We start from the raw sequence: 26,969 nt of genomic DNA, 5'->3' as shown, positions 1-26,969 counted from the left end.
CAGGTGGGCCGAGGTCGGAGCACTCAAGCGGGTGTCCGAGCTCAGGCTCATTTTGGCAGGCCGGCCTTGATGTAGCCCTCGATGAAATGCTGGCGGTCCGTGTCGTGCCGGAAGGGTTGCGTGCGTGCCCAGTGCTGCATTGAAAACTCAGGGTTCAATCCAAGGAACTCTTTACCTTCCGCCTTGGCTTCTCCCATGCGTCCAAGCTGCGCCAGACTCGCGGCAAGTATGCGTTGTGATCCGAGCCTGTGTGTCGCGTCGCACCGGAGTGTCTCGACGGCATCCTGATATCGACCTGCCGAATATTGGGCTAACCCGAGAATCCAATAGTACCATCCAGGCGGATGGGGGTTGAGACGGAGCGCCTTCCGCACATGTTCTATGCCCTCCGTTGGCCTCCCCTCGAACGCGCTCAACTGGCCCAAGAACGTCCAGGCGTCGGCGTGATTGGGGTTGATTTGAAGCGCGATCGCCAATTCCGAGGCACCTTCATCCGACCTGTCATCATAGATCAACACATCTCCGAGGATCGCATGCGCCTGGGCATCCTGTGGATCGAGGGACACGGCACGTTCGGCCGCCGCGAGGGCCTGCGAGGGATGGCGTTCCTCGGGTTCCAGCCAATACGCCCACGCGAAATGGTGGCTCATCGCGAGCCAGGCGTGCGCCTCCGCGAACCCCGCATCAAGTTCGACCGATCTTTCAAGAAGCGGGGGAGCTTCTCGATTGCTTTCGGCCGATTTCGTCACCAACGCCCGTCCGCGCACAAAGAGATCGTAGGCCTCGAGGTTCCTTGCCCGACGACTGGCGAAGTGAGGGGCCGAAGGCAGCACATGGGCGAGCGCCGCGACGATCTTTCCCCCTACCTCGTCCTGCAGCACGAAAACGTCCGCCAGATCGCGATCGAACCTGTCTGCCCAGAGATGGGCGTTGTCGCTCGCATCGATAAGCTGGGCATTGATACGGATGCGACCCGCCGCGCGGCGCACACTTCCCTCGATGACGTAGCGCACACCAAGGTCCTTCGCGACAACTCGGAGATCGGCGTGCGTGCCCTTGTAGGCGAAGGAGGAATTTCGCGCGATGACTAACAGGCCCGGAACCTTCGACAGGTCGGTGATTAGATCTTCGGCCAGTCCATCGGCAAAATACTCCTGCTCCGGATCGCTGCTCATATTGGTGAACGGAAGAACTGCAATCGCCGCCCTATTGGGGAGATTGAGCGACTTCTGCGGCAATCGGCCAGCGAGGAGCGGGCTCGCAGGCAGGAGATTTATGCGAAAACAGGATATTGGCTCGGCGATGTTCTTCACGTGTTGCTCGCCCATAGGTTCGAAGCTGAAGGCGAGCTTCTTTTCGACCTCCCGCGACACCTTTTCTGAGACGCAGATGCCTCCCGGTTCGGCGAGCTGCTGTAGGCGCGCGGCGACGTTGACGCCTTCACCGAAGCGATCATCTCCCTCGACGATCACTTCTCCGAGGTTGATGCCAATGCGCACCTCGAAGCGCTTGTCTTCGGCGACGCTGGCATTGCGCTCCGTCAGCCCGCGCTGCAAACTGACGGCGCATTCGACCGCATCGACGACCGAGCCGAACTCGGCCAGCATCCCGTCGCCCATCAGCTTAAATATGCGCCCGTGATGCCGCGCGATCTCCGGCTCGAACAGCTCTTTCCGCCCCGCAGTCAGCCGCTCATGGGTACCTTTCTCGTCGCGCTCCATGAGCGCCGAGTAGCCGACGACATCGGCGGCGAGGATGACTGCGAGCTTGCGGTCCATCGGGCTTCTGTCCTGGAATCGTGGTCCCCGGGAGGAGCAGTCACTTTATCAGAAATGGGACAAAACGGCATCCAAGCGAAGGTCCGACTTGGGTCAAACTTTGGCGTTTGAGCCGGCTGCCGGAACGGGCAACTAGCGCCATGAGCGGACACCTTGCGCGCGGATCCCAACGGCGTGTTTGGGGCCGGAACCAGAAAGTCTGCCTGTGGGGCAGGAAAGGACAAAAGCGGACGTTGAACCCTCGAAGGTCCGATGTCTTAAAGTGACCCTTTCGGGTCTTTGTCGCCGACTTTCGAACGCTATCGGGTCAGCTCGGTAGACAGTCGTCCGGAGCGCGTCTTTTTTGGGGTTCTAATCCACCGATGGAAAAGAACCGCCCACCCGGGGCGGTTCCAGGTCTCGTCAGGAATTCCGATGGCTTCGACCGCGCAGTCACCCGAAAGATGGAACCTGCTAGGGTCAACTGTTCGCCCCGAGCTTGATCGTGAGCTTTCCAAGCTTCCCGGTGAACGAGAACGGTGACTTGTAGTCGGTATCGTCGACCCCGGTTCCGGTATCTGAGCCGACGTCAAAGGTCTCGCTCGCCTCGAGTGCGAACGGCAGGGTATTGGGGAGCTGGCCGCTCGCCACTTCGGCGCCGTCGACCTTCATCACCGCGGTCCCGCCTTTGCCGAGGCCAGGTCCATTGTAGGTGAAGACGAAGTCGACGGTGTGCGAGCCTGCCGACAGAGGCTGGGGCGCCTCGATTCGCGGCCGCGCGAGGTCGAGCAGATTGTAGACGAAGACAGGCTTGCCCTTGAGGAGGTAGAGCGCCCAGCCGGCAAAGCGGCCACCCTGGGTGACGAGCATCCCTTCGCCGCCGCCGTCAGGTACTTCGATTTCGGCCGAGATCGAGAAGGATTTGTTGAGAATGCTGGGGGCTGTTCCGAGCGGCGTGCCGACGAGCGGGTGTGTGTAAACGAACTCGTCGCGGCCTGCGACAATGCTTGGCCGGGGTGCGATGAAGCGCGTGAGCGCCGAGGCGTCGAGCGGCAGGACTTGATACTTTGCCGCCTCGATCCAGAACATGTCCTGGAGTTCCGTGAGCTTCGTTGGATTGGCCGCGGCGACGTCGTTGTTCTGGGTCCAGTCGGTGGTAAGGTCGTAGAGTTCCCACTTGGCATCGTTGACCACGTCCTTCGGGTCCGGGGCGGTGCCGTTCCACGGTGCGCGGAACGGCACGGTCGATGCTATCCAGCCGTCGTGGTAGAGCGCGCGCTCACCGAACATCTCGAAATACTGCGTGTGGTGCCGGGACGGGGCGTCGGCATTGGCTTTGTCGAAGGTATAGGCGAGGCTCACGCCCTCGATCGGCGCTTGATCTATGCCGTCGACAACGTCGGGCTCCTTGATTCCCGTCACCTCGAGGATGGTCGGAACGATGTCGATGACATGATGAAACTGGTTGCGGATGCCTCCGGCGTCGGTGATGTGACCGGGCCACGAGATGACCATGCCGTTTCGCACACCGCCGAGATAGCCGGCGACCTGTTTGGTCCACTTGTAGGGCGTGCTCATGGCCCAGGCCCAACCGACCGCATAGTGAGGATAAGTCTCGGCCGAACCCCAAGCGTCGTAGAACGGCAACTGATCCGCGACAGAAACCTCGACGCCGTTGAAGAAAGTCATCTCGTTCGGTGTGCCTACCGGCGAGCCCTCCGCGCTGGGGCCGTTGTCGCCGCTGACATAGATGATGAGCGTGTCATCGAGCTTGCCCATGTCCTCGATCGCCTTGACGACGCGGCCGACCTCATCGTCGACATACGCGAGGTAGGCTGCATAGACCTCCATCTGCCGCTCGAAGAGCTTTTTCTCGTCGGCCGAAAGTTCGTCCCAGTTCTTCAGAAGGTCGTGCGGCCAGGGCGTGAGCAGGGCATCCTGCGGGATCACGCCCAGTTTCTTCTGATTGGCGAAAATCTCGTCACGGAGGGCGTTCCAGCCCATGCCGAACTTGCCCTTGAACTTATCAATCCACTCCTGCGTCGGATGATGAGGCGCATGGGTGGCGCCGGGCGCGTAATAGAGGAAGAACTTCTTGTTCGGATCGAGGGCGTTGATCTGCTGGACATGGGCGATGGCGTCATCCGCCATGTCGGTGATCAGGTTGTATTGAGGGTTGCCGACATAGGGGTAGATGCGCGTGGTGTTGCGATAGAGATCAGGCTGCCACTGGTTGGTTTCGCCCGAGTTGAACCCGTAGAAATACTCGAAGCCCATGCCGACCGGCCACTGGTCGAAAGGGCCGACCTGGCTGGTGACGAAAGCGGGGGTGTTGTGGTTCTTGCCGAACCAGGAAGTGGCGTAGCCATTGGCCTTGAGGATTGTGCCGATGGTCGACTTGTCCTTGGAGATAATGCTGTTGTAGCCCGGAAACCCGGTAGCGGCTTCGCCGATCACGCCCGTGCCGACGGAGTGGTGGTTTCTTCCGGTGATCAGCGCGGCACGGGTGGGCGAGCACAGTGCTGTAGTGTGAAACTGCGTGTAGCGCAGACCCGCGTCAGCGATACGGTCAAGGTTCGGAGTGGGGATGACGCCACCGAAGGTGCTCGGCGCGCCGAACCCTTCGTCATCGATCAGAACCACGAGGATGTTCGGCGCTCCTTCCGGTGGCACGACCTGGGGCTGCCAGTAGGGCGTGGATGTGGGCGCGTCGAGGTTGATCACGCCCCCGAATTTGCCAGGCGGATTGGGGACGCGGAGCGGGTTGATCGGCGCCGTAGCTGCCGGCGAGCCGAGCGGGACTGCCTCCTGTGTACTAGCCGGGGTAGTTATAAGCGTCAACGCCGCTAGCGCCGCTCCACATGAGACGAACGTCATGGTTTTCATCGCAAATCTCCTCCCTTCGCTGATCGCCACATGTGCAATCACCCGCAGAGCCCATATGCTTGCGAGGCAACCTATACCCGTACCTTGTAGAAATCCAAGGGAGTCGGCGAGCGCCTGACAATCTCAACGCGAAACTGCCATGCGGCGCATTGCTGACTGTTGCCTCTGCACTAGCGATGTCCTCTGTGGATGGCTCCCGCATTGCAAGAGGTAATTCGTTGTTCTGGCGCATATCAAGGAAGCGCCGCTGCCGAAGATCGATCAGCATTTTCCAGAGTATGAACGAATAGCGGGTGGCGGGGAGATCGTGGAGTGACGGCGATCCCGATGCCTAAAAGTATTGCATCAAGGTGCGCGATCGGTCAGAGCCTGGCGCCTTTCTCCGCACGTAACGGCGACCTATCTCCTCCGATCCAGACTGGCCGCTTTGAGGCATTGGCAGAGCAGCCCCTATGACTGCCATGCGGCGCAAAGCGGTCACTGAAGAAATTCCTAGTTTCGCTGGACTTCGTTGAGACGGCAAGCATTGCTGTCTAGACCAGGGGTCGAAGTCGCCTCGGCTCCAGGCCCGCCCAGTGCGGGCTCCAAGTCAGTACAGGCGCCGGATGGCCCGGCTCAGTTGACTTTCGGTATGGCCGCCTTCTCCGGTTTCCCACCGGCGCGAGCTCGCCCACATTCACGCTGTCCTGTAGGCAGGCCTCTGCGCGGGCGCCTCCGCCGTGAGGTGAGTTGGGACGATTCTACCCTTAGGTCCGTACCCTAAGGGCTGCCTCCGTCCTGTCGGCGATATGTGTGACAATGTAGGCAATCACCATGTAGATCACGACGGCAATTACGAAGGCTTCGAGGTAGTAAAAGTTCAGCGCGGCGGTCAACTGGGACTGTGCAAAGATATCGACAACCTCGATAGCAAATCCCAGAGAAAGCGCCTTCATGATCACCATGAACGAGTTGGCGAGATCCGGAATTGCTGCGACGATCACCTGGGGAAACAGGATTCGTCGGAACAGTTGGCTTCGTTTGTAGCCCAACGAGTAGGCTGCGTCTGCCTGGCCGGTGTCGAAGGAATTCAAAGCGCCCTTCACAACTTCCGCCTGGAACGCGGCAACGCAAGCGGTCAACGCGATGACGAGCGTGACCCAGTTCGGCGTTGCGTGGCCGTTGAACTCTATCCCGACCAATGATGCGAAGAATTGGAGGGTCGGCGGGAGGCCGTAGTATGCAAGGAAGATCACGATCACCATCGGCACGCCCTTGAAGGCGACCTTGTACGCCACGACGAATTCCCGCAGCACGGGTATCCGCCGATATTCGATCAGCGCAAACAGGCTGCCGATGGTCGTGGAGAAGACAAAGATCGCCAGCGCCATGGCGAGCGTCACGGGCACTGCGCCCAGGATGCTCCACAGGTCCGGGAGCAAGACTTCGATATCGAACATGTGATAATGACCCTTTCTTCGATCAGACGCTCGCCATGATCGTGCTCTTCGCCGGCGCCGTTGTCAGTGCGAACTTCGAGGAGCGAAGTTCGAAGAAACGCACGATGAGCCACGCGATCAGGCACAACAGCGCATAGATCACCGCCAGCACAAGATAAGTTCCGAACTGGTATTGGTTGTAGTCCCGCTCCATGACGAGGTGCGCGGTCGCCATTACGTCCGCCGCGCCGATGTACATCACAAGCGCAACATTGTGGATCAGGTAGATGATGGAGTTTCCGTAGCCTGGCAATGCGATGTGCACCGCCTGTGGTCCCACGATGCGAGTAAGCTTCTGTCGGAAGGTATATCCCAGACTGTCCGCCGCGTCATGCTGACCACGATCAACGGCCAGGTATGCCGGCCTTATGACCTCTGACAGATATCCCCCGTGATAAAGGCTGAGCCCCATCATCGCAGCTACCGTGGGCGAGAAGAAATCTTCGACGCCGAACAGGCTTACCAGCAAGGGAAGTCCGTAGAACGCGACAAACAACTGGAGGACGACGGGGACACTCCGGGCATAGGATACGTAGAGGTCGGCCATGTGACTGATCACTGGTATCCTGCGAACCCGGAATGTGGTCGCGATTAGAGCCAGGCAGAAGCCGACGACAAGGGCCGTAAACGTGATCGCGAGCGTCAGCGGCAATGCCAAGAGCAGCTCAGGGATCATTGTAGAAAGGTCCACCTTGCAACACTCCTTCTTGCGGTTTTAGCCTTGGTCGTTGGCCATGCAGAGACCCGGTCTAGGGCGAGCTTTCGCTACTTGATGTAGGTCGTGACGTCCTCGCCGAACCACTTCTGCGAAATCTTGCCCAGCGTGCCGTCGTCCTTCAGCTCCTTGAGCACCCTGTTCACGTCGTCGAGCAGGGCCTTGTTCTCCTCCGACTTGTGAATCAGGAGGTAGGTGTTGTTGATGGCGACCGGCTCGCTCGCCTTGATGTCGAGCTTCTGGTTGTCGATCACGGTCTGCTCGCCAAGGTTCGACGGCAGAACCAGCGCGTCGTACTTGCCGTTCTGGACTTCCTTCAGGCGGTCCGGGTAAGGGATGCCGGCGCTCGATGCGGTGATCTCGATCTTGTAGTCCGGGTTCTTCTCCTGCCATTGGGTGGCAAACTTATAGATGCCGCCGCCGGCCGTGACAGGCACGATTTTCTTGCCGACCAGATCCTTCATCTCGTTGATGTTGCTCTCCTTGCGGCTATAGATCTTTATCAGACTTGCACCCATGGGGTTGTCGGGAATGAGGAACTGCTTTTCGCGCGCGGGCGCCTTGTAGTAGCCGCCGGACGCCATGTCGTATTTCCCCGTTACGAGGCCGGTCTCCTGCGCGATGTCTGCAGCGCCTTCCATTTCAAACTTGTACTGGGGCAGCTTCGCGTTGATTGCCTTCAGGACGTCGGGCTCGTACCCTTGCGGCTCAACGCCGATAGCGCCCCACGAAAGCGGTTTGGATTCTGCCGCCGTCGCGATCTTGATCGTCCGTACGGAGTCCTGACCATAGGATACGCCCGCGGCTGCAAGGGCGATTGCGACACCGGCTACGGCAAGGCCAAACCGACGGTACGATGATGATCTGATAGAAGACATTTCAGGCATCCTTTCTCTACTGGAGTGTGTGTTCGGATTTGAGGAATTGGGTGAGGCGCGGACTGGATGGCGCATCGAAGATCTCCGTCGGGCTACCGTCGGCAGCGACGACGCCCCGATCCATGAAGACGATCCGGTTCGAGATGTTCTTTGCAAATTGCATCTCGTGGGTCACAAGCAGCGACGTGAGCCCTGACGATGTGACATCTTTGATCACCTTCAGAACCTCACCAACGAGCTCAGGATCCAGCGAAGACGTGGGTTCGTCGAAGAGCATCACATCCGGTCGAACCGCCAACGCACGTGCGATGCCAGTCCGCTGGAGCTGGCCACCTGAGAGCTGGGACGGGTAGCTGTCTCGCTTCGCGGAGAGGCCGACTCGCTCAAGCTCCTGCAGGGCGATTTCACGCGCCTCGTCCTTCGACTTGCGTTGCACCACCACGAGTGGATCCATGACGTTCTGAATGACCGTCATGTTCTTGAAGACGTTGAATTGCTGGAAGACCATGGCAGTCCGCAGCCGAATCGCCTGGACTGCGGCCTTGTCCGCACGCTGGTAGTCCATCCGGATCTCATCGAACTTGATGGTTCCAGATGCCGGCTTGACCAGGTAGTTGATGCACTTCAGCAGCGTGGTCTTGCCGGTACCACTAGGGCCGATGATTGACACCACGTCACCGCGACGCACGGAGAGGTCAACGCCGTTCAGGATCTGTGTGTTTCCGTAGGACAGCCTTAAATCTTTGATTTCAAGCATTTCTGGCTGGTGTCCTTTCGGGTATGAGACAACATTTCATGCGCATTTCAGAGCCCTCTTATTGTTATGAGCCAGCCATTCCGGTTGGCTCTAGTTGAAGACACCCGACCCGTGTGCATTGACGGTATGCACGTTAGTTCCCGCTCTCGGCATAGCCGAGGACGTGCATCAGCCGGTTTGCCCAGCCGAAGATCGAGATGGCATGGATCAGGTCGATGATTTCGATGTCATCCATGCCGACTGACCGAAGCGAGGCGACGTCCTCCTCGGTTGCCTCTGACGGTGCCGCCGACAGGCGACGGGCAAAGCGGTAGATTGCCGCATCGCGTGGCCCGAGCGCTTCGGGTTTGTCGAGATAGAGTGCGGTGACCACATCATCGCTCTTCGTCAGCTCTGCGTGCCGGCGGGCATGAACAACGGCACAGAATTTGCAGCCATTGACGATCGAGGCACCCAATGCGCCAAGTTCGCGATCGGGACGAGCAAGCCCACCTTCGACATACATGATCGCATTGAACAGGACGGTGCGGGCAAGATAGCTTTCGGGATCATGCACAAGGGTGCGCACATATTCCGAAACCTTCTTGGCAGATGGCGTAACCTTCATCGCGTCGAGCTGTTCCGGCGTGGCCTCGGATAGCTCGACCGGTGCGATGTACGGATGCCAATTCAGCGGCTTCAGGCGCACCGAGGAAATCATGCCGACCTCATCAATCGCAAGCCGGTCGCAACCCGCGTCTGGAAGTTGACGAAGGCAATCAGTTCGGAGAGCGCGACGATCTGAGGATTGTTCAATCCGGCCTGCGCCAGCAGCACTATGTGGCTCGCCTTCGCCTCTTTCGGCGTCAGCGTTATGAGGTCGACATGACGGGCGATGGTCGCCAATGGTTCGTCCAGATCGGTTGCCCCCTGAGCAAGGGCCAGGAGCTGCCCTGTCGGATCAAGGTCAGCCAGTTGCACATCATATTCGGCCATCAGAATCTGGTCGGCATTCAGGGTGGCCATGCGGCGGGCCAGAGCGACCCGCAAATTTGGCGCCAGCCCCTGATCCTTTGCCGGCTGAAGGACGGAGAGGCGACATTCCTCCGCCCCTTGCACGAATTCCGGTCGAAACCGTCGCGCAGCGAAAAGGGCATCGTCCGGTGAGATACCAGATGCCTTGTCCATTGCGTCGATCACAACGCGGCCTCCTTGTGCAGCGGGGGTGTTGAATCGACCCATTCGTCGCCCAGAAGTTCCGGGGTGTCGTAGGCGATCAGATTGGCGAAGTGCGTTTCGACGTCCTCGGCAAAAAGCGATGCGGTTATGCCGCGGACAAGACGGTCGGCGCCGGCACTGACGGCCGGGATATCGCCGGAGACCTTGCCGTGGGTCAGCATGGCTGCGTCGTTGAAGCAGTGGATATGCGCGAGCATCGGACAGGAGCCGGCGAAACGTTCCCGAAACTCGAAGGCGGGACCGAGATCCGGCGCCTCCGACATACCTGCACGCGGCGACCCCATATCCGGCGTATATCGACCATCCGACCAGGTGCGGATATGTGGCGCGAGCGCTGCAAATTCCGGGCGGCCGTTGAAGTCGTTTGAAAAGCCGGTTGCCGCGATCAGGAAGTCGTAGCGCATCGGCCCCTGCGTGGTTTCGATCAGCAAGCCTCCCGCATCTTCCCTTATCGCGACTATGCCGCAGTCGAGAAAGAACCGAGCATTTGCGTGGCGAGACACGCGAAGCGTCGATGAACGCGGCGGCGGCGTCTGGGTTGAGGCGGTGTAGTCGAAGAACTTCCACTTCCAGGTATCGGGCAGGTGGTAGATGCCGAGTACAACCCCCTGGCTGCCGATGCCGGTTAGCTTGTTGATGCGTGGCATTTCCTTGCGCCGGATTAACATGTCGACAGCGCCGGCACCCGCCTCGAGTGCCGTTGCTGCATTGTCCATGGACGAGGCACCGGCGCCGATCACCGCCACATGCTTGCCTTTCAACGCGTCGAAATCGATGTCGTCGGCAGAATGGGCCCAATAGGCGCGATCGATACCCCTGAGGAAGTCGGGCACGGCAAAACCGCCCAGACCGGACCGACCAGTGGCCAGAACGAGATGACGGGCAAGAACCCGGCCCGTTTCCGCGCCCTCGATATCGATGGCAATCAGATCACCGGCAGGTGCGACGCCGGTCATGCGCACGCTGTTGCGCACCGGCAGAGCGAGAACCTTGCGGAACCAGACCAGGTAATCCATCCACTGGCCCTTGGGAATTTTGTCCAGCAACTGCCAAGCCTCAACGCCCCACTGCGCCGTGAACCAGGCGCGGAACGTCAGTTGCGGCAGGCCGAGCGCCGGACCGTGCAGGGTCTTCGGCGACCGAAGCGTCTGCATCCGGGCAAACGTTACCCATGGCCCTTCGAGCCCGGCAGACGCCGCATCATAGGCGACGACATTGGTGATCCCGGTCAGCACCAGCTTTGCCGTAGCCGCAAGTCCGCACATGCCGGCGCCGATCACCACGACGTCACGGACCGGCACGCCATCGTGCGAACGCTCGGGGACCCAAGGCTTGGCAGGCAGCTCAAGAAAATCGAGATCCTGCGCAAGCTGCGCTTCCAGTGCGGCAAGACCTGTCGACACTGGCGGGCTGGGGGTATGCTTCATATTTCAGTTCCGTGACTTGTGCCCGATGCAGGATCGGTCACCAATTGGCCGGCCAGGGCCGGATCGAGTTTGCTGAAGCCGGCGATCGACCGTTCCGCCACCGCTTCGACCGCCTCCATCAACGCCTGCGCGACCGGACGAAGGGGACGCTTTTCGGCAGCCAGAACGCCCCAGTAGAACGGAACGGTCACGTCGATCGGGCGAATGACGACGCCAGGCAGACTTAGGCCATAGGCCGTGACGGGGTCGATAATTGCCGCGACACCTGTCTGACGCACGATCTGCAACGCGCCGTAGGAAATATTAGTCCGGATCACCGGGCCGGTCTCGATGCCGCGAGCCGCCAGTGCCCGGGCGATGTGCAACTGAAACCGCAGCGGATTGAGCATCGTGGCGAGGCGACGACCGGCAAAGGCCGAAAGCGGGACGACATCGAGTTCAGCCAGCGGATCGTCCTCGCGCAGGGCAACAACATCCGGCGCCGAATAGAGCCGCAGAACATTTAGACCGGGCGTATCTAGCGGCAGGCTTGAAAACCCGATCTCGGCACGTCCACTGCGCACTTCCTGGGCGACGATCGAAGGAAGAAACTGCCCAAGATGCGTCTCGTGCGGAAGCTCCGCACTCTTGAGCTCAGCCATGGCCGTCGGGATCAACCCAGTCCCGATCGCAGAGGTCGTGACGATCTGCAGGATCCGCCCCTTGCCGGCGGCGATCGTCTTGGCCCGCGCTGCAAGTTCAGTGAAGGACATGAGCAAGCGCCGCGCTTCCTCCTCGAAGGCGACGCCCTCTTCAGACAACTGCACCCGCCGACCGACCCGGTGCAGCAGTTCGAAGCCGAGCTCCACTTCGAGATCCTGAATGGTGCGTGTCACCGCCGGCTGGGAACGCCCAAGCATATCGGCCGCCTTGGTAATGCTACCGCTGGCAGCAACCGCAAGAAAGGTCTGGAGATCTCGAGTTTCCATGATCGCTTAAATGCACATTGTGTATGATTACGAGCATCTCATCCATTTTCCGTATATGTCAAGTGGAAACGATTATGATGCCTTTGCGCACCTAAGGAGAGCAGCTCTTCGTTGCGGATGCTCGGTCGGGCTGGCCGGAACGGTGGCTCTTCGAGGTTGACGGCATCCTCTCCAGGGGGATAGTATTGAGATATGAACGGAAGTCCGCACATTCACGAAACCCATCCCGACATCATCAAGCGGCTGAAGCGCGCCGACGGCCATCTGCGCGGCATCGTCGAGATGATCGAATCCGGTCGGCCATGCCTCGACATCGCCCAGCAGTTACATGCCGTCGAGAAGGCCATATCCCAGGCCAAGAAGACGCTGATCCAGGATCACCTCAATTATTGCTTGGAGGACGTCGTCGGACCGCTGGCGCGCGAGCAGCGCCGCTCGATCGACGAGTTCAAGGACATCACCAAGTACCTCTGAAGACGCCATCATGGACAAGATACGCGACTGGTTCGGCTTCGGCCCGGCAGGCCAAGGCTTTGGCGGGCACGGCCATGACCATGGCGAGGGCGGGCACGGCCACACGCACGGCGTGGTTGATCCCACCATCGCGACCACGACACGCGGCATCTGGGCGATCAAATGGTCGTTTGTCGTGCTGGCCATAACGTCGTTGCTTCAGCTGGTCATCGTGTTCCTCACGGGCAGCGTGGCGCTGCTCGCCGACACCATCCACAATGTCGGCGACGCGGTCACCGCCATCCCGTTGTGGATCGCCTTCATGCTGGCAAGGCGCAAGCCGAGCAAGACCTTCACCTATGGCCTTGGCCGGGTGGAGGATCTGGCCGGCATCGTCATTGTGCTGATCATCCTGTTCAGCGCCATCGTCGCCGGCTACGAGGCGTTCGACAGGCTTATCAACCCTAAACCCATCGCTTTCCTCGGTTGGGTGGTCGCCGCCGGCCTGATCGGCTTCCTCGGCAACGAGGCGGTGGCCGTGTTCCGCATCCGCGTCGGCCGCGAGATCAACAGCGCCGCGCTGATCGCCGACGGCTATCATGCCCGCACCGACGGATTCACCAGCCTGGCGGTTGTGCTTGGCGCCATCGGCGTGTGGTTGGGCTTTCCGCTTGCCGATCCGATGATTGGTCTTTTGATCACGGTGGCGATCTTCGCCATCGTCTGGCAGTCGTCGAAGGCGGTGCTGACGCGGATGCTCGACGGCGTCGAGCCCGGCATCGTTGAAGAAATCCATCATGCGGCAGAGCACGTTCGGGGCATCGAGCGGGTCGCCCAGGCCCAGGCGCGCTGGATCGGCCATCGTCTACATGCCGATATCGCCATCAAGGTGGCCGACACCGCGAGCGCCAAGGACCTGGTCGGCATCACCGATGCCCTGAGGGGAGCGCTGTTCGATCACCTTCCGGTGCTCTCGGAGGCGAACATCCGCCTGGAAGGCGAGGGCGGGCCAGTGGTGGGTCGTTTCGGCCACGCCCATCACGCGCCGGAGCCTTTCAAGGTCGCCAGCGACCTGGCCGCGGGGCTGCTCGAAATCGTCGACACGCCGGCCGGCGAACGCATGCGTCTCACCATCGACAGCCATGCCGACGATCTCGGGGCAACCGTGATCATCGACCGGCCCGAGGGCGCCGAGACGGTGCCTCTCGGACCCGTCGCCGGCGATCACCACCGGCTCGAAAGCAGCGTCGCCCCCGCCGAGCCGCATGAGTTCGAGGCGAGGCTGATTCTGACCGCGAAGGGCAGGGAACAGATCCTGCCGTTCAAGATGGTCGAGCCGGAAGGCCACCATCATTGACGATGGACGCCTCGCGCGGCATCACAAGCCGCAATGCGAAGATCCCAGGAGGCTGGCAAGGGCGCTTATTGACAACTGCGGCTGGAAATACAAGCATCAGGCAGGGGTTCAATCGCGACGACCCCGTGAGGCGTCAGCCCAATGTTCGCGTCCAGGCTCTCTGTTTGAGGTGGACGCCATGCTGTCATACTTTGCTGCCCAGAAATCGACCGATATCGGCAAGCCGAAGCGGAGATTTGCGCTGCTGCCTTCCGGTGCCGGCTCAGCGGCTTCTTATTTGCTCGCATCAAGGGGATTGCGGGCGTTTGGCGACGGACTCGTCAGTCTTTTGCTTCCCGCCTACCTTGCGGCGCTCGGCTTCAACGCGTTCGAGATCGGGATCTTCGCCACGGCAACGCTTTCGGGATCGGCAGCGCTCACGCTCGGCGTTGGTGCTGTCGCGCACCGTTTCTCGCGCCGCTCGTTGCTCGTCGCCGCCGCAGTTCTGATGATTCTCACGGGATTTGCCTTTGCGCTCGTCCACGATTTCTGGCCTCTGCTTTTGGTCGCGTTCGTCGGAACCTTGAACCCATCCTCCGGCGACGTGAGCGTGTTTCTGCCACTCGAACATGCGGAACTCGCGCACAGCGTCACCGATCGCGACCGTACCGCGCTGTTTGCGCGCTACAGCCTGGTCGGTGCCCTCATTGGGGCTGTTGGTGCTTTGGCGGCCGGCACCCCAGACCTCCTGCGGCAGCTTGTCGGTATGGAGATCAAACAGGCTCTTCAGTTCGCCTTCCTACTCTATGCTTTCCTTGGGGTCGGATCGCTAATCCTGTATCGGCGGTTGCCGGATGAATCGATCGACCCGAGTGCGCCGCCAGCGGAGCCCTTGCGCAAGTCTCGAACCATTGTCCTCACGCTGGCCGCCCTCTTCAGCCTGGACGCATTTGCGGGCGGGCTCGTGGTTCAGTCCCTCCTGGCATTGTGGCTTTATCAAACCTTTGGCCTGTCCCTTGCTACCACGGGGGCAATTTTCTTCTGCACCGGCGTGCTTTCAGCCGTGTCATATCTGGTGGCGGTTCAAATCTCCAAGCGGATCGGGCTGGTGAACACGATGGTGTTCACCCATCTGCCGTCGAGCCTTTGCCTGTTGCTCATTCCGTTCATGCACAGCCTCGCTCCGGTGATCGTCCTTCTGCTGATCCGGAGTGCACTGTCGCAGATGGACGTGCCGACCCGCACCTCTTACGTGATGGCGGTGGTTACGCCCGGCGAGCGCGCCGCAGCCGCGAGCGTTACTGCCGTCCCGCGCAGCCTCGCTTCGGCGGCCAGTCCAATGCTGGCCGGCTCACTGCTTGCCGTTTCCGGCTTCGGCTGGCCACTGCTCATCGCTGGCGCCTTGAAGATCGTCTATGACATTCTTCTGCTTGCGACGTTTCGCAAGATTCGGCCGCCGGAGGAACGTTAGTATAGCTCCCCAACGCCGTCGCAATCGACGACGCGAATGTATCAATTTATGCCTGCTTCAATCCGAACCGCCGATGCCCATGGCGGCGACACCCTGAGCCGCCATCCGCTGGAACAGGTCGTCGACCTGCGCCGGCAAAAGGCTGGCGTTCTCGGCGATCCACCAGGCAAGTACGGCAAGAAATGCTCCTGATATGAACTGGACGGCGAATTCGATCGGAACGCCTGTGTCACCGATCCGCTTAACGGCAAGTTCCGTCCGCACGGCGCGCCGTATCCGTTCACGCAATTGGTCGTGGATCGTATCGCCGCTGCTCGAAAGCAGCGCGTGGTGAAGCGACCGGAACGCCCGCGCGTGCTCGAACATCGGCAGGCTGAATTCGAACAGGCGGTTGCCTGTCTTTTCGCCTGCTAACACGCGCCTGCTCAGCGACTGCAGATGCGCCTCCAGGGTCGCGCTGCGCAGTTCGTCCTTACCGGTGTAGTGGGTGTAGAAGGTCGACCTGCCGATATCAGCCTTCTGGCAAATGTCTTCCACGGTTATGGACGCATAGCCGCGCTCGGGGATCAGGGCAATCAGCGCGTCCTGCAGCAGGGCGCGTGTGCGCGCGACGCGCCGGTCGATCGTGCCCCTCTCGTCGATCCGCTCGATTTTCATGGTCACTGCCCCTTGCCGCGTGCGGTTTCGGACATTCGGCGGTCCGGTGTCTGGCAACAGCGTTTCGAGACACTCTGTCCAATATGATACGCCAAGTCCAGAAGCTCAATGATGTTTTGAGCGCACCGCAAACCGACGAGGAGGCAAAAAGACATGCACCAATCTGGTCATCAGGCCGGCAACGGACAGCATGCGCGAAAGGGCGTCATTGTGCTTGCCGTGCTTGTCAAACTGTCGCTGGTCGCCGGTTTCCTGCTCATGCTGCAATTCGGGGCCGGCTACCTCAGTGCCGGCGCATGGACGGGGGCGCTCCACGGCCTCATCCTCGCCGCGGTTGTGGCATTCGCGCTCTGGGGTGGATTTCGTCACATGCGGCCTGCCGGGAACGACGCGCATGGCGCCGGCGACAAGGGCATCGGCATCGTCCTGCACAGGCCGGCAGGCTATGACCTGCTTGCGCGCGTCCTGACTTGGGGCCGCGAGGACCGGTTCCGGGAATTCATGCTGAGCCTTGCAAGGCTCGAGCCAGGCGAGGCGATGCTCGATGTCGCCTGCGGCACGGGCACGCTGGCCATTGCCGCGAGACGGCTGGTCGGTCCGAGCGGCAGTGTCACGGGCGTCGACGCATCGGTCGAGATGGTCGAGAGGGCGCGCGTCAAGGCTGCGCGTGCCGGCCTCGATCTGACTTTCGTCCAGGCGACCGCCCAGGAACTTCCCTTCGAGGATGGACAATTCGACATCGTGATCGGCACGCTCATGCTGCATCACCTGCCAAAACCCGTCCGATCGATCTTCTTCCGTGAAGCGGAGCGCGTTCTGAAGCCGGGAGGCAGGTTGCTGCTGATCGACTTCGGCAGGCCGCTGCGCGAATCCAGATTGCCGAGGCTCCACCGGCACGGGCATATCGACATGAATGCGGTCGGCGCGCTGTTGACCGAGAGCGGGTTCAAGGTGAGCGACATCGGCGCCGTCGGGACCATGAACCTGAACTATGTTCGCGCAACGACGGACACGATCCGGCCAGCTTGATCGCGCCATGCGACGGCCGTCGGCCTTGGCGCGCCGCCCGTAGCACAGCGGCACAATCGCCTCAGGCGCGCCATGCTGCGTTGCGTGCATGGCTGGTCTGGAGCTACCTTGGGGGCTCGACATCCGATCCGGAAATTGCCTCGTTACCGAGTCTGGCGAATGCCCAAGGCCTTCTTTTCCATGACGCTTGCGGCCGCATGGCTGGCATCGCCGCTTGCACATGCCGATGGCGTCGACCAGGCGCTGGACGCCTTCCACGAAACATGCTTGGCGCACGGTCCCGACTTCGAACGAACCGAGGCATTGGCAAAGACGCGCGGATGGAAACCGCTCTCCGATGGCGCAGTATTTGCTCCTGTCGATGCCATGAAGGCGTTCCGTGGATGGCAGGTCGGCGGCGAGGACCTTCCAGCCGGGACGATGGTCGCGGTGACCAGGGCGACCATGGACGGCAGGTCCGTCCAGACCTGCTCGGTCAAGCTCCTCGATGTCGACCGCGCCGAGTTTGAAAAGCGGTTCTTCGATCGCACCGACGCCGAGAAGATCGGCGAGGAGAGGAACGGCAGCCAGGTTTCCCGGCTGTTCATACTGGTTGCGGGCAACCGCAAGCAGCTCGTGCATCTGACATCGCCTGCCGTTCGGGGCACATCGGACGCCATCATTGCAAGTTCGATCGTCGATGACTGAAAGGCCTCTTGGGCCGCGTCCCAATTTGGCCTGCTTGCGCTGCCAGATCACCCGGCTGATGCGAAACGACAGGAAGTGAGCGTATATGCGGCTGACCGGCGCGATCTCTGGCATGGCACTCCTGCTCGCTTCCACCTTTGCGGCCGGCGCCCATCCTCACGTCTTCGCAGAGGCGCGGCTGGACCTGGCGGTCGGCCCCGACAAGTCGGTCAAGTCGCTCAAGCATCTGTGGCGTTTCGACGAGCTCTTTTCCTCGACGGTGCTGATGGAGTTCGACAAGAATTCCGACCTTACCCTCGACGCCAAGGAACTCGATGAGGTCGCTCTCACCATCCATGCGTCGCTCGCCGAATACAATTATTTCCAAATGGTCACGGTGGATGGCAAGGACGCGGCAATGGCGCCGCCGGACAAACTCATCATAAGCTATGAAGGCAATCAGCTCGTCGTCCAGTTCGAGACGCAGCCGAATGATAAATTGCCGCTTGCCGGCAAGGTCAGCATCGGCGTCTATGATCCGACTTTCTACACGGCGATCGATTTCACCGACGACAACAACCTTGCGGTGGCCGGCCTGCCGCAAGGCTGCGCACGCGCCGTCGTGCGTCCCGATCCCGACACGGCGATCGCGCAGAACCAGAAAAGCCTGACGGATGCGTTCTTCAGCGATCCGACCGGAACCGATCTCGGCAAGATTTTCGCGACCCGCCTCGAACTGACATGCGCGTGACGGGCCGGTTCACCTGATGTTCCAAACCCTGGTCGAATTCCAGCGTACGATCTACCTTGCGCTGGCCGAGCAGATCAAGTTGCTGGCCACAGGCGGCGATTGGCTGGGGTTCATGGCCTTCCTGCCGATGGGTGTCGTCTTCGGCGCCGCGCACGCCCTGACGCCGGGCCACAGCAAGGCGGTGCTGGCGACATATCTCGCTGGTTCGGATGCGAAGGTTGGGCGCGGTCTCCTGGTGTCGACCACTTTATCCATCACCCATGTGACCATCGCGGTGATTATCGCCGCCCTCTCTTTGCCGCTTGTCTCGATCGCCCTTGGCAGCGTCGGCCGCGCGCCGCTGCTCGAGGACGTCAGCCGTGGCCTCCTCGGGCTGATCGGCCTGTGGATGATATGGCGCGCTTTAGGGCACGGCCACCACCACAAGCATGAGGGCGAGGCGGTCGGCATCATGGCCGGCCTGATCCCTTGCCCGCTCACGCTGTTCGTGATGACCTTCGCCATCTCCAGAGGCGTTCCGGTCGCGGGCATCCTGTTTGCCGTCACCATGATGGCCGGGGTGGCGCTGACGCTGTCTACGGTCGCCGTTCTGTCGATTCTATTCCGCGAGCGGCTGGTCCATTTTTTTGACAGCCGGCCACGCCTGTTCGATACCATTTCCCGAACCATCGAAGGTGTTGCCGGAATCATTCTTGTGGCCGTGGCCGTTTTGCAGCTCGGACGAATGTGAGCGTGACTGGGCGAGCTTTGGGCTGACGCAAACCAGTCTCCTGCACCCCCGGCCGCCGCTACGCCACGGCTTGGCACCACACCGGAAGGACCGGAAGCGGCCCGCGCTCTGGTGTCAAAGCCATGACCCCAGGCTGCGCGAGCGCTGCAGAAACCGCAGGCGGTGGATGTCGGCCACCGAATAGTCTCGATAGCCATTATCCGTCCGGGCCGGGCGCACAAGGCCGATATCCTCGTAGTAGCGTATGGTCCTCCTCCTGAGCGCACTGGTTGCCGCCACCATTCTGCCCGCCCAGTCCGAAGGTGTCTTCGCGGCCTTGCTGCTGCGCGGCACCTACCAGCCATGGGCGCTCCTGGCCGCCGCCTCGGTCGGCAACGTCCTGGGGTCGGTTGTTAATTGGGGCCTTGGCCGCGGCCTTCTCCGATTTCAGTCTTACCCCTGGTTTCCTGTCACGCCCGCCCGGCTCGGTTCGGCGGCCGACTGGTATCGACGCTTCGGACGATGGTCATTGCTGGCCAGCTGGATGCCGGTGATCGGTGATCCGCTGACGCTGGCTGCCGGAGTGCTGAGAGAGCCGTTCTGGAGTTTTCTGGCCATTGTCACGGTCGCGAAAGTCGGCCGCTATCTCGTCTTGATGATGATCGTTTCGAAGTGGCTGTGAATCCGTTGCCGGTCTTCCGGTGACCACGGCTCAGGGTTCTCCTGATGAGCGGTCGCGGCATTGCTTGAACGGCAGGCAAGCCAAAACCGCTGCGACAGCAACCGCAGGAGCAAACCAGGGTCTGCCTGGATGATCACGACGTCGTCCACGGTGACACCGTGACGCGTGAAGTCGAGACGAACGGACAAGTCGGCACGCGGCCACGAAAGCCGCGTTGGTCCTGACTACATGCTGAGAATCTTCTTGGCTTCGTTGAGCGCGGCCTCCGATCCTGCATGATCGCCGGCGGCATGCAATTTCTCGCCTTGGGCTCGCAGGTCTTTGACCTTAGCCAAATCGGCCTCCGCGAGGGTCGCGGTCGGCAGCGCCGCGTCGATCGCGGCCATGATGGTCGGGCATGAATTCGCCAAAGCAGTTGCTGGGATGACCGCCAAGAAAAGCGCAAGTGAAATTGAGCGTAACATGGCTGTTCCTCCCTGCCGGCACCCGGATTGCATAGCATCGACGGCCGGCCGGTAACAATACATCGCAGCGCCCGCTACGGCAATCGCCATGCGGAACCCATGGGCCTATCTGGCGCGCCGCCGCCCGGCAGGCAATCTGCACCTGCGGGTTATCGGCGAAGGAGTTCATCATAGGCCTCGGCCAAAGCATGCGGGCCGAGCGGCGATTCTAAAACAGTAGGTCTTTGGTCCAGCGCCTCTAGCGCCCGGAGCAGATGTTCGGCGATATCCGATCTGCCTTGCCGATATGCCAGTTTGAACAGGGTCAAAATTCGTGTTTCGAGATCGATGGGGCCTTGCTTCATCGGACGACCTCGGAAAATACGCAATCTAAGAGTTCCAGCTACGGGAAGGTTCAAGCGCCGTTTTTTCGTGCATCATTGCGGCCTCCCATCATTCGGCAGCGATGTCGAACATTGCGGGCTTCGTGAGGACCTCGTCGATCGTCGATGCAATGTCCTTCGGCAACCGCCATCCCTTGATCAACCCGTAGATCGCCGGGATTACCACCAGGGTCAGGAGGGTAGACGAGATCATGCCGCCGATCATCGGCACGGCGATGCGCTGCATCACTTCAGACCCGGCGCCGGTGCTCCAGAGGATTGGGATCAGACCAGCCATGATGGCAACGACAGTCATCATCTTCGGCCGGACGCGTTCCACTGCGCCAACCATGATCGCCTCATAGAGATCTGCCCGGTTGAACGGCCGATTGTGTGCGGCCCGCTCTGCCTTCACTTCAGCCATGGCCTGTTCCAGATAGATGAGCATGACGACACCAGTCTCCGCGGCGACGCCGGCGAGCGCGATGAAGCCGACCGCCACCGCCACCGACATGTTGAAGCCGAGCCACCACATCAGCCAGATCCCGCCGACAAGGGCGAAGGGCAAGGACAGCATGACAATCAACGTCTCGGTAAGCGCCCGGAAGTTCAGATAGAGCAGCAGGAAGATGATGAGCAGCGTGACGGGCACGACGATCTTCATCCGCGCCGCGGCTCGCTCCAGATATTCGAACTGCCCACTCCAGGCGACCGAATAGCCGGGCGGCAGCTTCACCGTCTCCGCGACGGCCTTCTGGGCGTCGGCGACATAGCCGCCTAGATCCCGGCCGTTGATGTCGACGAAGATGTAAGTCGCGAGCTGGCCATTCTCAGTACGGATCGAGGTCGCGCCGCGCGTGAGCTGGACTTTCGCCACCTCACCGAGCGGAATGGCGCCACCACCCGGCAGCGGCACTTCGACGTCGGTGGCGATGGACTGCGGATTCGAGCGCAGATCACGGGGGTAGCGGATATTGACCCCATAACGCTCACGCCCCTCGACGGTGGTCGTCACGGTCTCACCACCGAGTGCGGTCGCGATAACGTCCTGGACGTCGCCGACGGCAAGGCCGTACCGGCCGAGCGCCTCGCGATCCGGGACGATATCGAGATAGTAGCCGCCGATCACCCGCTCGGCATAGGCACTCGAGGTTCCTGGAACCGTTTTGAGGGCCGCTTCGATCTGGCGCGCGATCTGTTCCATCTGCGCCAGGTCGGTGCCGAACACCTTGACGCCGACCGGCGTCCGGATGCCGGTCGAAAGCATGTCGATGCGGGCGCGGATCGGCATGGTCCAGGCGTTGGAGACACCGGGGAACTGCAGAGCCTTGTCCATCTCGGCCTTCAGGCTGTCGATGGTGACACCGGTCCGCCATTGATCCTTTGGTTTCAAATTGATGATGGTCTCGAACATCTCGGTAGGGGCCGGGTCGGTCGCGGTCATCGCCCTCCCTGCTTTGCCATAGACCGAATCCACTTCCGGAAAGGACTTGATGATGCGGTCCTGCATTTGCAGGAGTTCCGCCGCCTTGGTGATGGAGATCCCCGGCAGGGTCGTCGGCATATACATCAGCGTGCCTTCGTTCAGGGTCGGCATGAATTCCGAACCGATCTGGCTCACCGGCCAGACGGAGACGCCAAGCACGACAAGCGCGAGCATAATGGTGAGCGTCTTCGCCTTCAGGACGCCGCGAATGACGGGACGATAGATCCAGATCAGGAAGCGGTTGATCGGGTTCTTGTGTTCCGGAATAATCCGGCCGCGCACGAAGACCACCATCAAAGCCGGCACCAGCGTGATCGACAGGATCGCCGCGGCCGCCATGGCGAAGGTCTTGGTGAAGGCGAGGGGACCGAACATCCGACCTTCCTGCGACTCCAGCGTAAAGATCGGCAGGAACGATACCGTTATGACGAGGAGGCTGAAGAACAGCGCCGGGCCGACCTCGCTCGCCGCGTCGATCAGGATCTGGACTCGCGGCTTGCCGGGCGGAGCACGCTCCAGATGCTTGTGGGCATTCTCGATCATGACGATAGCGGCATCGATCATGGCGCCGACGGCGATGGCGATGCCACCGAGGCTCATGATGTTGGAGCCGAGCCCGATCGCCTTCATGGCGCCGAATGCCATCAGGATACCCACCGGCAGCATCAGGATGGCGACGAGCGCGCTGCGCAGGTGAAGCAGGAACACGACGCAGACCAGGGCGACGATGACGCTTTCCTCGGCCAGCGTGTGCTTCAACGTCTCGATCGCCGCCTCGATGAGCTGCGAGCGGTCGTAGACCGGCACGATCTCGGCACCCTTGGGAAGGCTCCCGGCGATGTCGGAGAGCCGCTGCTTCACGTTCTCGATCACGGTCAGGGCGTTGGCGCCAAAGCGCTGCAGCACGATGCCGCTCGCGACCTCGCCTTCGCCATTGAGTTCGGTGATGCCGCGCCGTTCATCGGGACCGATCTCGACCCTGGCGACGTCCTTGAGGCGTAGAGGCACGCCCTGGTCTGTCTTCAAGACGATGTCTTCGATATCGGCCGTCGACTTTATGTAGCCGCGGCCACGCACCATGAACTCGAATTCGGAAAGCTCCAGCGAGCGCCCGCCGACATCCCGATTGCTGGCGCGTACGGCGTCGCGGACCATCGATAGCGATATGCCCTGGGCGCGCAGCCGCAACGGATCGACGACGATGTTGTACTGCTTGACGAAGCCGCCGACGCTCGCGACCTCGGCGACCCCCTCCGCCTTGGAGGCGGCATATCGCACCACCCAGTCCTGCAGCGACCGCAACTCGGCGAGGGTCATGTCCTTGGCGACGACGGCGTACTGGTAGACCCAACCGACACCGGTCGCATCGGGACCGAGGCCCGGCGTGACACCAGCCGGCAGGCGCTGTGCGGCGGCGTTGAGATATTCGAGCACGCGCGACCGTGCCCAATAGGGATCCGTACCGTCTTCGAAGATGACATAGACGAAGGACACGCCGAAGAAGGAGAACCCGCGCACAACCTTGGACTTCGGCACTGTCAGCATTGCCGTCGTCAGGGGATAGGTGACCTGGTCCTCGACCACCTGCGGCGCCTGGCCGGGATATTCGGTGTAGACGATGACCTGGACGTCCGAAAGGTCCGGAATGGCGTCGAGCGGAAGCGTCTTCAGCGCGTAGGCTCCGGCGGCCACCGCGAAAGCTGTAGCGACGAAGATCAGGACGAGATTGCGTGCGGACCACGCGATGAGCCGGGCAATCATTGCGCAGTCTCCGGGTTCGTCATGCCGCTCAACGCAGCCTTCAGGTTGCTCTCAGCGTCGATCAGGAAATTCGCCGCGACCACGACCCGGTCGCCAGCGGCAACGCCGTTGCGGATTTCGGTAAAGCCGCCGCCTTGAAGGCCGATCTTGACCTCTCGCGGCTCGAAGCGGCCCTCGCCCTTGTCCAGGATCACGACTTGCCGCGTGCCGGTGTCGATCACCGCGCTATCGGGGACGGCGACGACCGGGGCATTGTTGCCGCTGCCGATTTCAACATCGGCATACATGTCCGGCAGCAAGAGACCATCCGGATTGGGGATCTCGATCCGCACCTTGGTCGTGCGCGTTTCCTTGGTCACCTGCGGATAGATCAAGGCAACACGGCCGCTGAAGGTCTGGCCGGGCAGGCTTCGCACCCGGATCGTGGCGACGGCGCCGACCTTCACAGCTGCCAGCTCATATTCGGGTACGTCGGCGACGATCCAGACGGTCGAGACGTCGGCGAGGCGAAAGAGCACGTCGCCAGGCGACGCCTTCATGCCCTCGACCGCATTGCGCTCGAGGATCACGCCATCGCGCGGCGCCGTCCAGGTGATGGAAGTCTGCACCTGGCGGGTGCGGTCGATTGCGGCGATCACATCGGATGGGACCGCGAGATTATCGAGGCGCTGGCGTGCCCCGGCCGAGGTGCGGCCACTTCCGTTCAGATCGGTAAGGTACTGAGCGCTCGCTGCGGCGATCTCGGCCGAATACAGCCGCATCAGCGGCTCGCCTTTTTTGACCCGATCACCGGTAGTAACGTCCGCTACCTTGTCGATGAAGGCATCGGAGCGCGTCGCAACCACGGTGATGCGCCGTTCATCAAGCTGCACGGTTCCGGGCACTCGCACCGGACGAACTATCACCTGCTCGGTGGCGGTCTCCGACCGGACGCCGGTCCGCTGCAGTTTGCCCGTAGCGACTTTGACGGTCGAAGCGTCTTCATCCTCGCCCGCGTAGACGGGGATGTAATCCATCCCCATAGAATCCTTCTTCGGCGCCGGCGAGGTGTCCGGAAGGCCCATCGGATTGCGGTAGTACAAGATCCGCTTCGGTTCGCCATTCGCTGGAGCGGCAACGGTCGCAGCCGCGGCCGGCGGCTTGTCCTCGAAGCTCAGCTCCTCGCTCGCCACAACGGGCAGGAAGTCTCGCCCATCGGCGGTCTTCTTCGGAGTTGCCGCGTAGGCTGGGAGGCCGTCCGGATCACGGTAGTAGATCACGGGTCCGGTGGGCGCAGCGTTGGCGCTCGATGGGGCGGCCGCAGTGCCTTCGAGCCAGGCAGCAGCTTGCAGCCACGGAGTGGCGGGCAGCGCCAGATTGCGATGCCCGGCCCAATAGCCTCCAGCCCCCGCCGCCATAATGGCGGCGAGGGTGAGGCCAGTGCGGCCTGCCCGTTTCATGGCGTGGCCTTGAATTCGAGCTTGTTTTCGAGAGAGCCGGTTTCGCCCTGCACCTTGGCGCCGAGCGACAGGCGCCAGCCACCTGGCATCATCAGATTGGCCTTGAAACGATAAATGCCGGGCTCCGTCGAGGGCAACGGCTCGATTGGCGCCGTCATCATCTCCATACCGTCCGGCGCCATGTCGACGCGCTGGGCAAAGATCACCGCGTCGGGCACCACCTTGCCAGAGCGCTTGTCAATGAGGCGGACCGCAACAATCGCGGCATCGCCTTTCTTGATCGCGTTTTGAACGAGTTGAAACTCATAGTCGTCGATCCCAGCCCAGGCCTTCGAATTGGCACCGCCGACGGCAAGACCGATCAGCGCCGCGGCTGCGACGTGCTTCGCATTGTAAAAGTTCATTGTCAGATTTTCCCTAAGTTCATCATTCGTCCGCGCGCAATGCACGGCAGGTCGGCGGCCAGGCTCATGCCAAAGCCATAAGCTTTCGCCACGAGAGCGTCAGCTCCGCAGCGACAAACGGCCCGATGGAGCCGTCGATGAACTCAGGTTCGTGGAGGTCTGGGAGGCGGCGGATTAGGCAGAAGATCCCGTCCGACGTTGTTGCCAGGCGCGATCACATCAGCCGCAGATAACCGGGTCAGAGTGATTGCTGCGGTCGTCGACGCGCTCGGAAAGCACTTGGCGACGCATAAGGTCGCGAGGGGACAGGACTTCTGGCAGTCAGGTACTTGCTGCCTCTGGTCCGAAGGGCACGGCATGCCCTCAGACATGGATGCCATATCCGCCATTGTCGTCGCCATAGGATCGACAACCATCATAGCCGCCGCAGACGGTGTCACCATCGGCGCGGTCAGAAGGCTCACGACAGCCAGAATCGAGAGCAACCGGGGGAATAAGGTCCAGAACTTCACATAGACTCTATGGCACATGGTGCAGTGCAAGAAAAGAGCCTTGAGCGCTCACGTTTCCGTAAGGTGGTGCGGTCAATCGCCTAGATAGCCTGCGCGGGCTGGCATGGTCGGTTGCGTAGAAGGGACGGCGGGCGGCCTGGCAGCATAATGGCGCCCGCAAGCAATCAGCGCAGCGTCGCCATTGGCGCGGCCACTACCGGAACAGAGATTCGATTCGAATATCGATGCCATAGATGATAGTCTCGTTCTTGATCCTCGGGAGGAGGACATGCGCGCCATTGCATTTCTTGCCGGCGTTTTGGTGGCTACGCCCTCGATAGCGGCGGAGCAACTGGTCTTCTACACCGCCATTTTTCAAGATGCCACATCGGTCCAGCTCAGCGTCCTGAACAACAGCGTCTCGCAACATGGCGACTATGACTTTGAAGTCGCTATTGGTTTGGTCGAGACGGACGCGAGCGGCACTATCAAATATGAAGATACTGGAAGGCATCGCGCACGCATTCGCTGTGATTATCCCGCGTATGTGAGCGTCGGCACACGAAAATATCCTATCGCGATGCCTCTGAGCCGTTCCGCACATGATGATTGGAAAGAAAGTCTCTGGATAGCATTCTGCGCGGCTCCCTCATCGTAACATCTCTACTCACGGCATCGCCAAATCGGGCAGCGGCCGCGGGTTGATTTTCGACCCGCGGCGCTA

Annotated in this window: 25 protein-coding genes and 1 pseudogene; 9 read left to right on the top strand and 17 right to left on the bottom strand. The window is 61.3% G+C overall.

Annotated features, from left to right (window positions below; all coding sequences use genetic code 11):
• Window positions 1–47: 47 nt before the first annotated feature.
• The 10 genes from AC1RUK_RS33205 to AC1RUK_RS33160 all read right to left on the bottom strand — a co-directional run bounded on the left by AC1RUK_RS33205 (window position 48) and on the right by AC1RUK_RS33160 (window position 12,084).
• On the bottom strand, window positions 48–1,778 hold the full coding sequence (locus AC1RUK_RS33205) for an adenylate/guanylate cyclase domain-containing protein (protein ID WP_481840480.1): 1,731 nt from the start codon (window positions 1,776–1,778) through the stop codon (window positions 48–50).
• A 459-nt stretch (window positions 1,779–2,237) separates the two neighbouring features.
• The gene (locus AC1RUK_RS33200) at window positions 2,238–4,643 is read right to left on the bottom strand and encodes an arylsulfatase (protein ID WP_481840479.1); all 2,406 of its coding nucleotides are present in this window, start codon (window positions 4,641–4,643) and stop codon (window positions 2,238–2,240) included.
• Between the two features lie 746 nt (window positions 4,644–5,389).
• Window positions 5,390–6,082, bottom strand: a complete 693-nt coding sequence (locus AC1RUK_RS33195) for an amino acid ABC transporter permease (RefSeq protein ID WP_481840478.1) — start codon at window positions 6,080–6,082, stop codon at window positions 5,390–5,392.
• A gap of 22 nt (window positions 6,083–6,104) precedes the next feature.
• The gene (locus AC1RUK_RS33190) at window positions 6,105–6,812 is read right to left on the bottom strand and encodes an amino acid ABC transporter permease (RefSeq protein WP_481840477.1); all 708 of its coding nucleotides are present in this window, start codon (window positions 6,810–6,812) and stop codon (window positions 6,105–6,107) included.
• 74 nt (window positions 6,813–6,886) lie between these two features.
• Complete coding sequence (locus tag AC1RUK_RS33185; RefSeq protein ID WP_481840476.1) at window positions 6,887–7,714, bottom strand: transporter substrate-binding domain-containing protein; 828 nt, start codon at window positions 7,712–7,714, stop codon at window positions 6,887–6,889.
• A 16-nt stretch (window positions 7,715–7,730) separates the two neighbouring features.
• On the bottom strand, window positions 7,731–8,471 hold the full coding sequence (locus tag AC1RUK_RS33180; protein ID WP_481840475.1) for an amino acid ABC transporter ATP-binding protein: 741 nt from the start codon (window positions 8,469–8,471) through the stop codon (window positions 7,731–7,733).
• Window positions 8,472–8,604: 133 nt separating this feature from the next.
• Window positions 8,605–9,171, bottom strand: a complete 567-nt coding sequence (locus AC1RUK_RS33175; RefSeq protein ID WP_481840474.1) for a peroxidase-related enzyme — start codon at window positions 9,169–9,171, stop codon at window positions 8,605–8,607.
• A complete protein-coding gene (locus AC1RUK_RS33170; RefSeq protein WP_481840473.1) occupies window positions 9,168–9,650 on the bottom strand; it encodes a CMD domain-containing protein in 483 nt (160 codons plus the stop codon). Before AC1RUK_RS33170 ends, AC1RUK_RS33175 begins: the two co-directional genes overlap by 4 nt.
• Complete coding sequence (locus AC1RUK_RS33165) at window positions 9,647–11,116, bottom strand: NAD(P)-binding domain-containing protein (protein ID WP_481840472.1); 1,470 nt, start codon at window positions 11,114–11,116, stop codon at window positions 9,647–9,649. The genes AC1RUK_RS33170 and AC1RUK_RS33165 overlap by 4 nt, the downstream gene beginning before the upstream one ends.
• Entirely contained in the window at window positions 11,113–12,084 is a 972-nt protein-coding gene (locus AC1RUK_RS33160) for a LysR family transcriptional regulator (RefSeq protein WP_481840471.1), read from the bottom strand. Before AC1RUK_RS33160 ends, AC1RUK_RS33165 begins: the two co-directional genes overlap by 4 nt.
• A 192-nt stretch (window positions 12,085–12,276) precedes the next feature.
• Between AC1RUK_RS33160 and AC1RUK_RS33155 the strand changes: the two genes are divergently transcribed.
• The 3 genes from AC1RUK_RS33155 (at window position 12,277) to AC1RUK_RS33145 (ending at window position 15,344) form a co-directional block, all read left to right on the top strand.
• Window positions 12,277–12,558 (top strand): metal-sensing transcriptional repressor, encoded by a 282-nt coding sequence (locus AC1RUK_RS33155; RefSeq protein WP_481840470.1) that lies wholly within the window; start codon window positions 12,277–12,279, stop codon window positions 12,556–12,558.
• A gap of 7 nt (window positions 12,559–12,565) precedes the next feature.
• Window positions 12,566–13,894, top strand: coding sequence for a cation diffusion facilitator family transporter (locus AC1RUK_RS33150; RefSeq protein ID WP_481840564.1), 1,329 nt, complete (start codon window positions 12,566–12,568; stop codon window positions 13,892–13,894).
• A gap of 178 nt (window positions 13,895–14,072) precedes the next feature.
• The gene (locus AC1RUK_RS33145) at window positions 14,073–15,344 is read left to right on the top strand and encodes an MFS transporter (RefSeq protein WP_481840469.1); all 1,272 of its coding nucleotides are present in this window, start codon (window positions 14,073–14,075) and stop codon (window positions 15,342–15,344) included.
• 57 nt (window positions 15,345–15,401) lie between these two features.
• Here AC1RUK_RS33145 and AC1RUK_RS33140 read toward each other — a convergent pair whose 3' ends face one another.
• Window positions 15,402–16,001 (bottom strand): TetR/AcrR family transcriptional regulator, encoded by a 600-nt coding sequence (locus tag AC1RUK_RS33140; protein ID WP_481840468.1) that lies wholly within the window; start codon window positions 15,999–16,001, stop codon window positions 15,402–15,404.
• Window positions 16,002–16,154: 153 nt separating this feature from the next.
• Between AC1RUK_RS33140 and AC1RUK_RS33135 the strand changes: the two genes are divergently transcribed.
• The 4 genes from AC1RUK_RS33135 (at window position 16,155) to AC1RUK_RS33120 (ending at window position 19,177) form a co-directional block, all read left to right on the top strand.
• The gene (locus tag AC1RUK_RS33135) at window positions 16,155–17,030 is read left to right on the top strand and encodes a class I SAM-dependent methyltransferase (protein ID WP_481840467.1); all 876 of its coding nucleotides are present in this window, start codon (window positions 16,155–16,157) and stop codon (window positions 17,028–17,030) included.
• Window positions 17,031–17,189: 159 nt separating this feature from the next.
• Window positions 17,190–17,717 carry a hypothetical protein gene (locus tag AC1RUK_RS33130; RefSeq protein ID WP_481840466.1) on the top strand — a complete coding sequence of 176 codons (528 nt, stop codon included), beginning with the start codon at window positions 17,190–17,192 and terminating at the stop codon, window positions 17,715–17,717.
• An 85-nt stretch (window positions 17,718–17,802) separates the two neighbouring features.
• Entirely contained in the window at window positions 17,803–18,447 is a 645-nt protein-coding gene (locus AC1RUK_RS33125) for a DUF1007 family protein (protein WP_481840465.1), read from the top strand.
• 16 nt (window positions 18,448–18,463) lie between these two features.
• Complete coding sequence (locus AC1RUK_RS33120) at window positions 18,464–19,177, top strand: HoxN/HupN/NixA family nickel/cobalt transporter (protein ID WP_481840464.1); 714 nt, start codon at window positions 18,464–18,466, stop codon at window positions 19,175–19,177.
• A gap of 126 nt (window positions 19,178–19,303) precedes the next feature.
• Here the strand turns inward: AC1RUK_RS33120 and AC1RUK_RS33115 are convergent.
• Window positions 19,304–19,459: pseudogene (locus tag AC1RUK_RS33115) on the bottom strand (MerR family transcriptional regulator); the annotation flags it as partial.
• Between AC1RUK_RS33115 and AC1RUK_RS33110 the strand changes: the two are divergent.
• Window positions 19,422–19,838 (top strand): YqaA family protein, encoded by a 417-nt coding sequence (locus AC1RUK_RS33110; RefSeq protein WP_481840463.1) that lies wholly within the window; start codon window positions 19,422–19,424, stop codon window positions 19,836–19,838. The pseudogene AC1RUK_RS33115 and the gene AC1RUK_RS33110 sit on opposite strands and share 38 nt — an antisense overlap.
• Window positions 19,839–20,062: 224 nt before the next feature.
• Here the strand turns inward: AC1RUK_RS33110 and AC1RUK_RS33105 are convergent, their stop codons facing one another.
• The 5 genes from AC1RUK_RS33105 to AC1RUK_RS33085 form a co-directional block, all read right to left on the bottom strand.
• Complete coding sequence (locus tag AC1RUK_RS33105; RefSeq protein ID WP_481840462.1) at window positions 20,063–20,302, bottom strand: PA2433 domain-containing protein; 240 nt, start codon at window positions 20,300–20,302, stop codon at window positions 20,063–20,065.
• A gap of 149 nt (window positions 20,303–20,451) precedes the next feature.
• Window positions 20,452–20,646 (bottom strand): hypothetical protein, encoded by a 195-nt coding sequence (locus tag AC1RUK_RS33100; protein WP_481840461.1) that lies wholly within the window; start codon window positions 20,644–20,646, stop codon window positions 20,452–20,454.
• A gap of 88 nt (window positions 20,647–20,734) precedes the next feature.
• Window positions 20,735–23,911 carry an efflux RND transporter permease subunit gene (locus AC1RUK_RS33095; RefSeq protein ID WP_481840460.1) on the bottom strand — a complete coding sequence of 1,059 codons (3,177 nt, stop codon included), beginning with the start codon at window positions 23,909–23,911 and terminating at the stop codon, window positions 20,735–20,737.
• The gene (locus tag AC1RUK_RS33090) at window positions 23,908–25,350 is read right to left on the bottom strand and encodes an efflux RND transporter periplasmic adaptor subunit (RefSeq protein WP_481840459.1); all 1,443 of its coding nucleotides are present in this window, start codon (window positions 25,348–25,350) and stop codon (window positions 23,908–23,910) included. The genes AC1RUK_RS33095 and AC1RUK_RS33090 overlap by 4 nt, the downstream gene beginning before the upstream one ends.
• Window positions 25,347–25,754, bottom strand: coding sequence for a FixH family protein (locus AC1RUK_RS33085; RefSeq protein WP_481840458.1), 408 nt, complete (start codon window positions 25,752–25,754; stop codon window positions 25,347–25,349). The genes AC1RUK_RS33090 and AC1RUK_RS33085 overlap by 4 nt, the downstream gene beginning before the upstream one ends.
• A 780-nt stretch (window positions 25,755–26,534) precedes the next feature.
• Between AC1RUK_RS33085 and AC1RUK_RS33080 the strand changes: the two genes are divergently transcribed.
• Complete coding sequence (locus AC1RUK_RS33080; RefSeq protein WP_481840457.1) at window positions 26,535–26,903, top strand: hypothetical protein; 369 nt, start codon at window positions 26,535–26,537, stop codon at window positions 26,901–26,903.
• The last annotated feature ends 66 nt before the right edge of the window (window positions 26,904–26,969 follow it).

It is taken from the genome of Mesorhizobium monacense (genome assembly GCF_056781675.1).
Note: the sequence above shows the minus strand (reverse complement) of the source record. Positions and strands in the feature narration are given on the sequence as shown.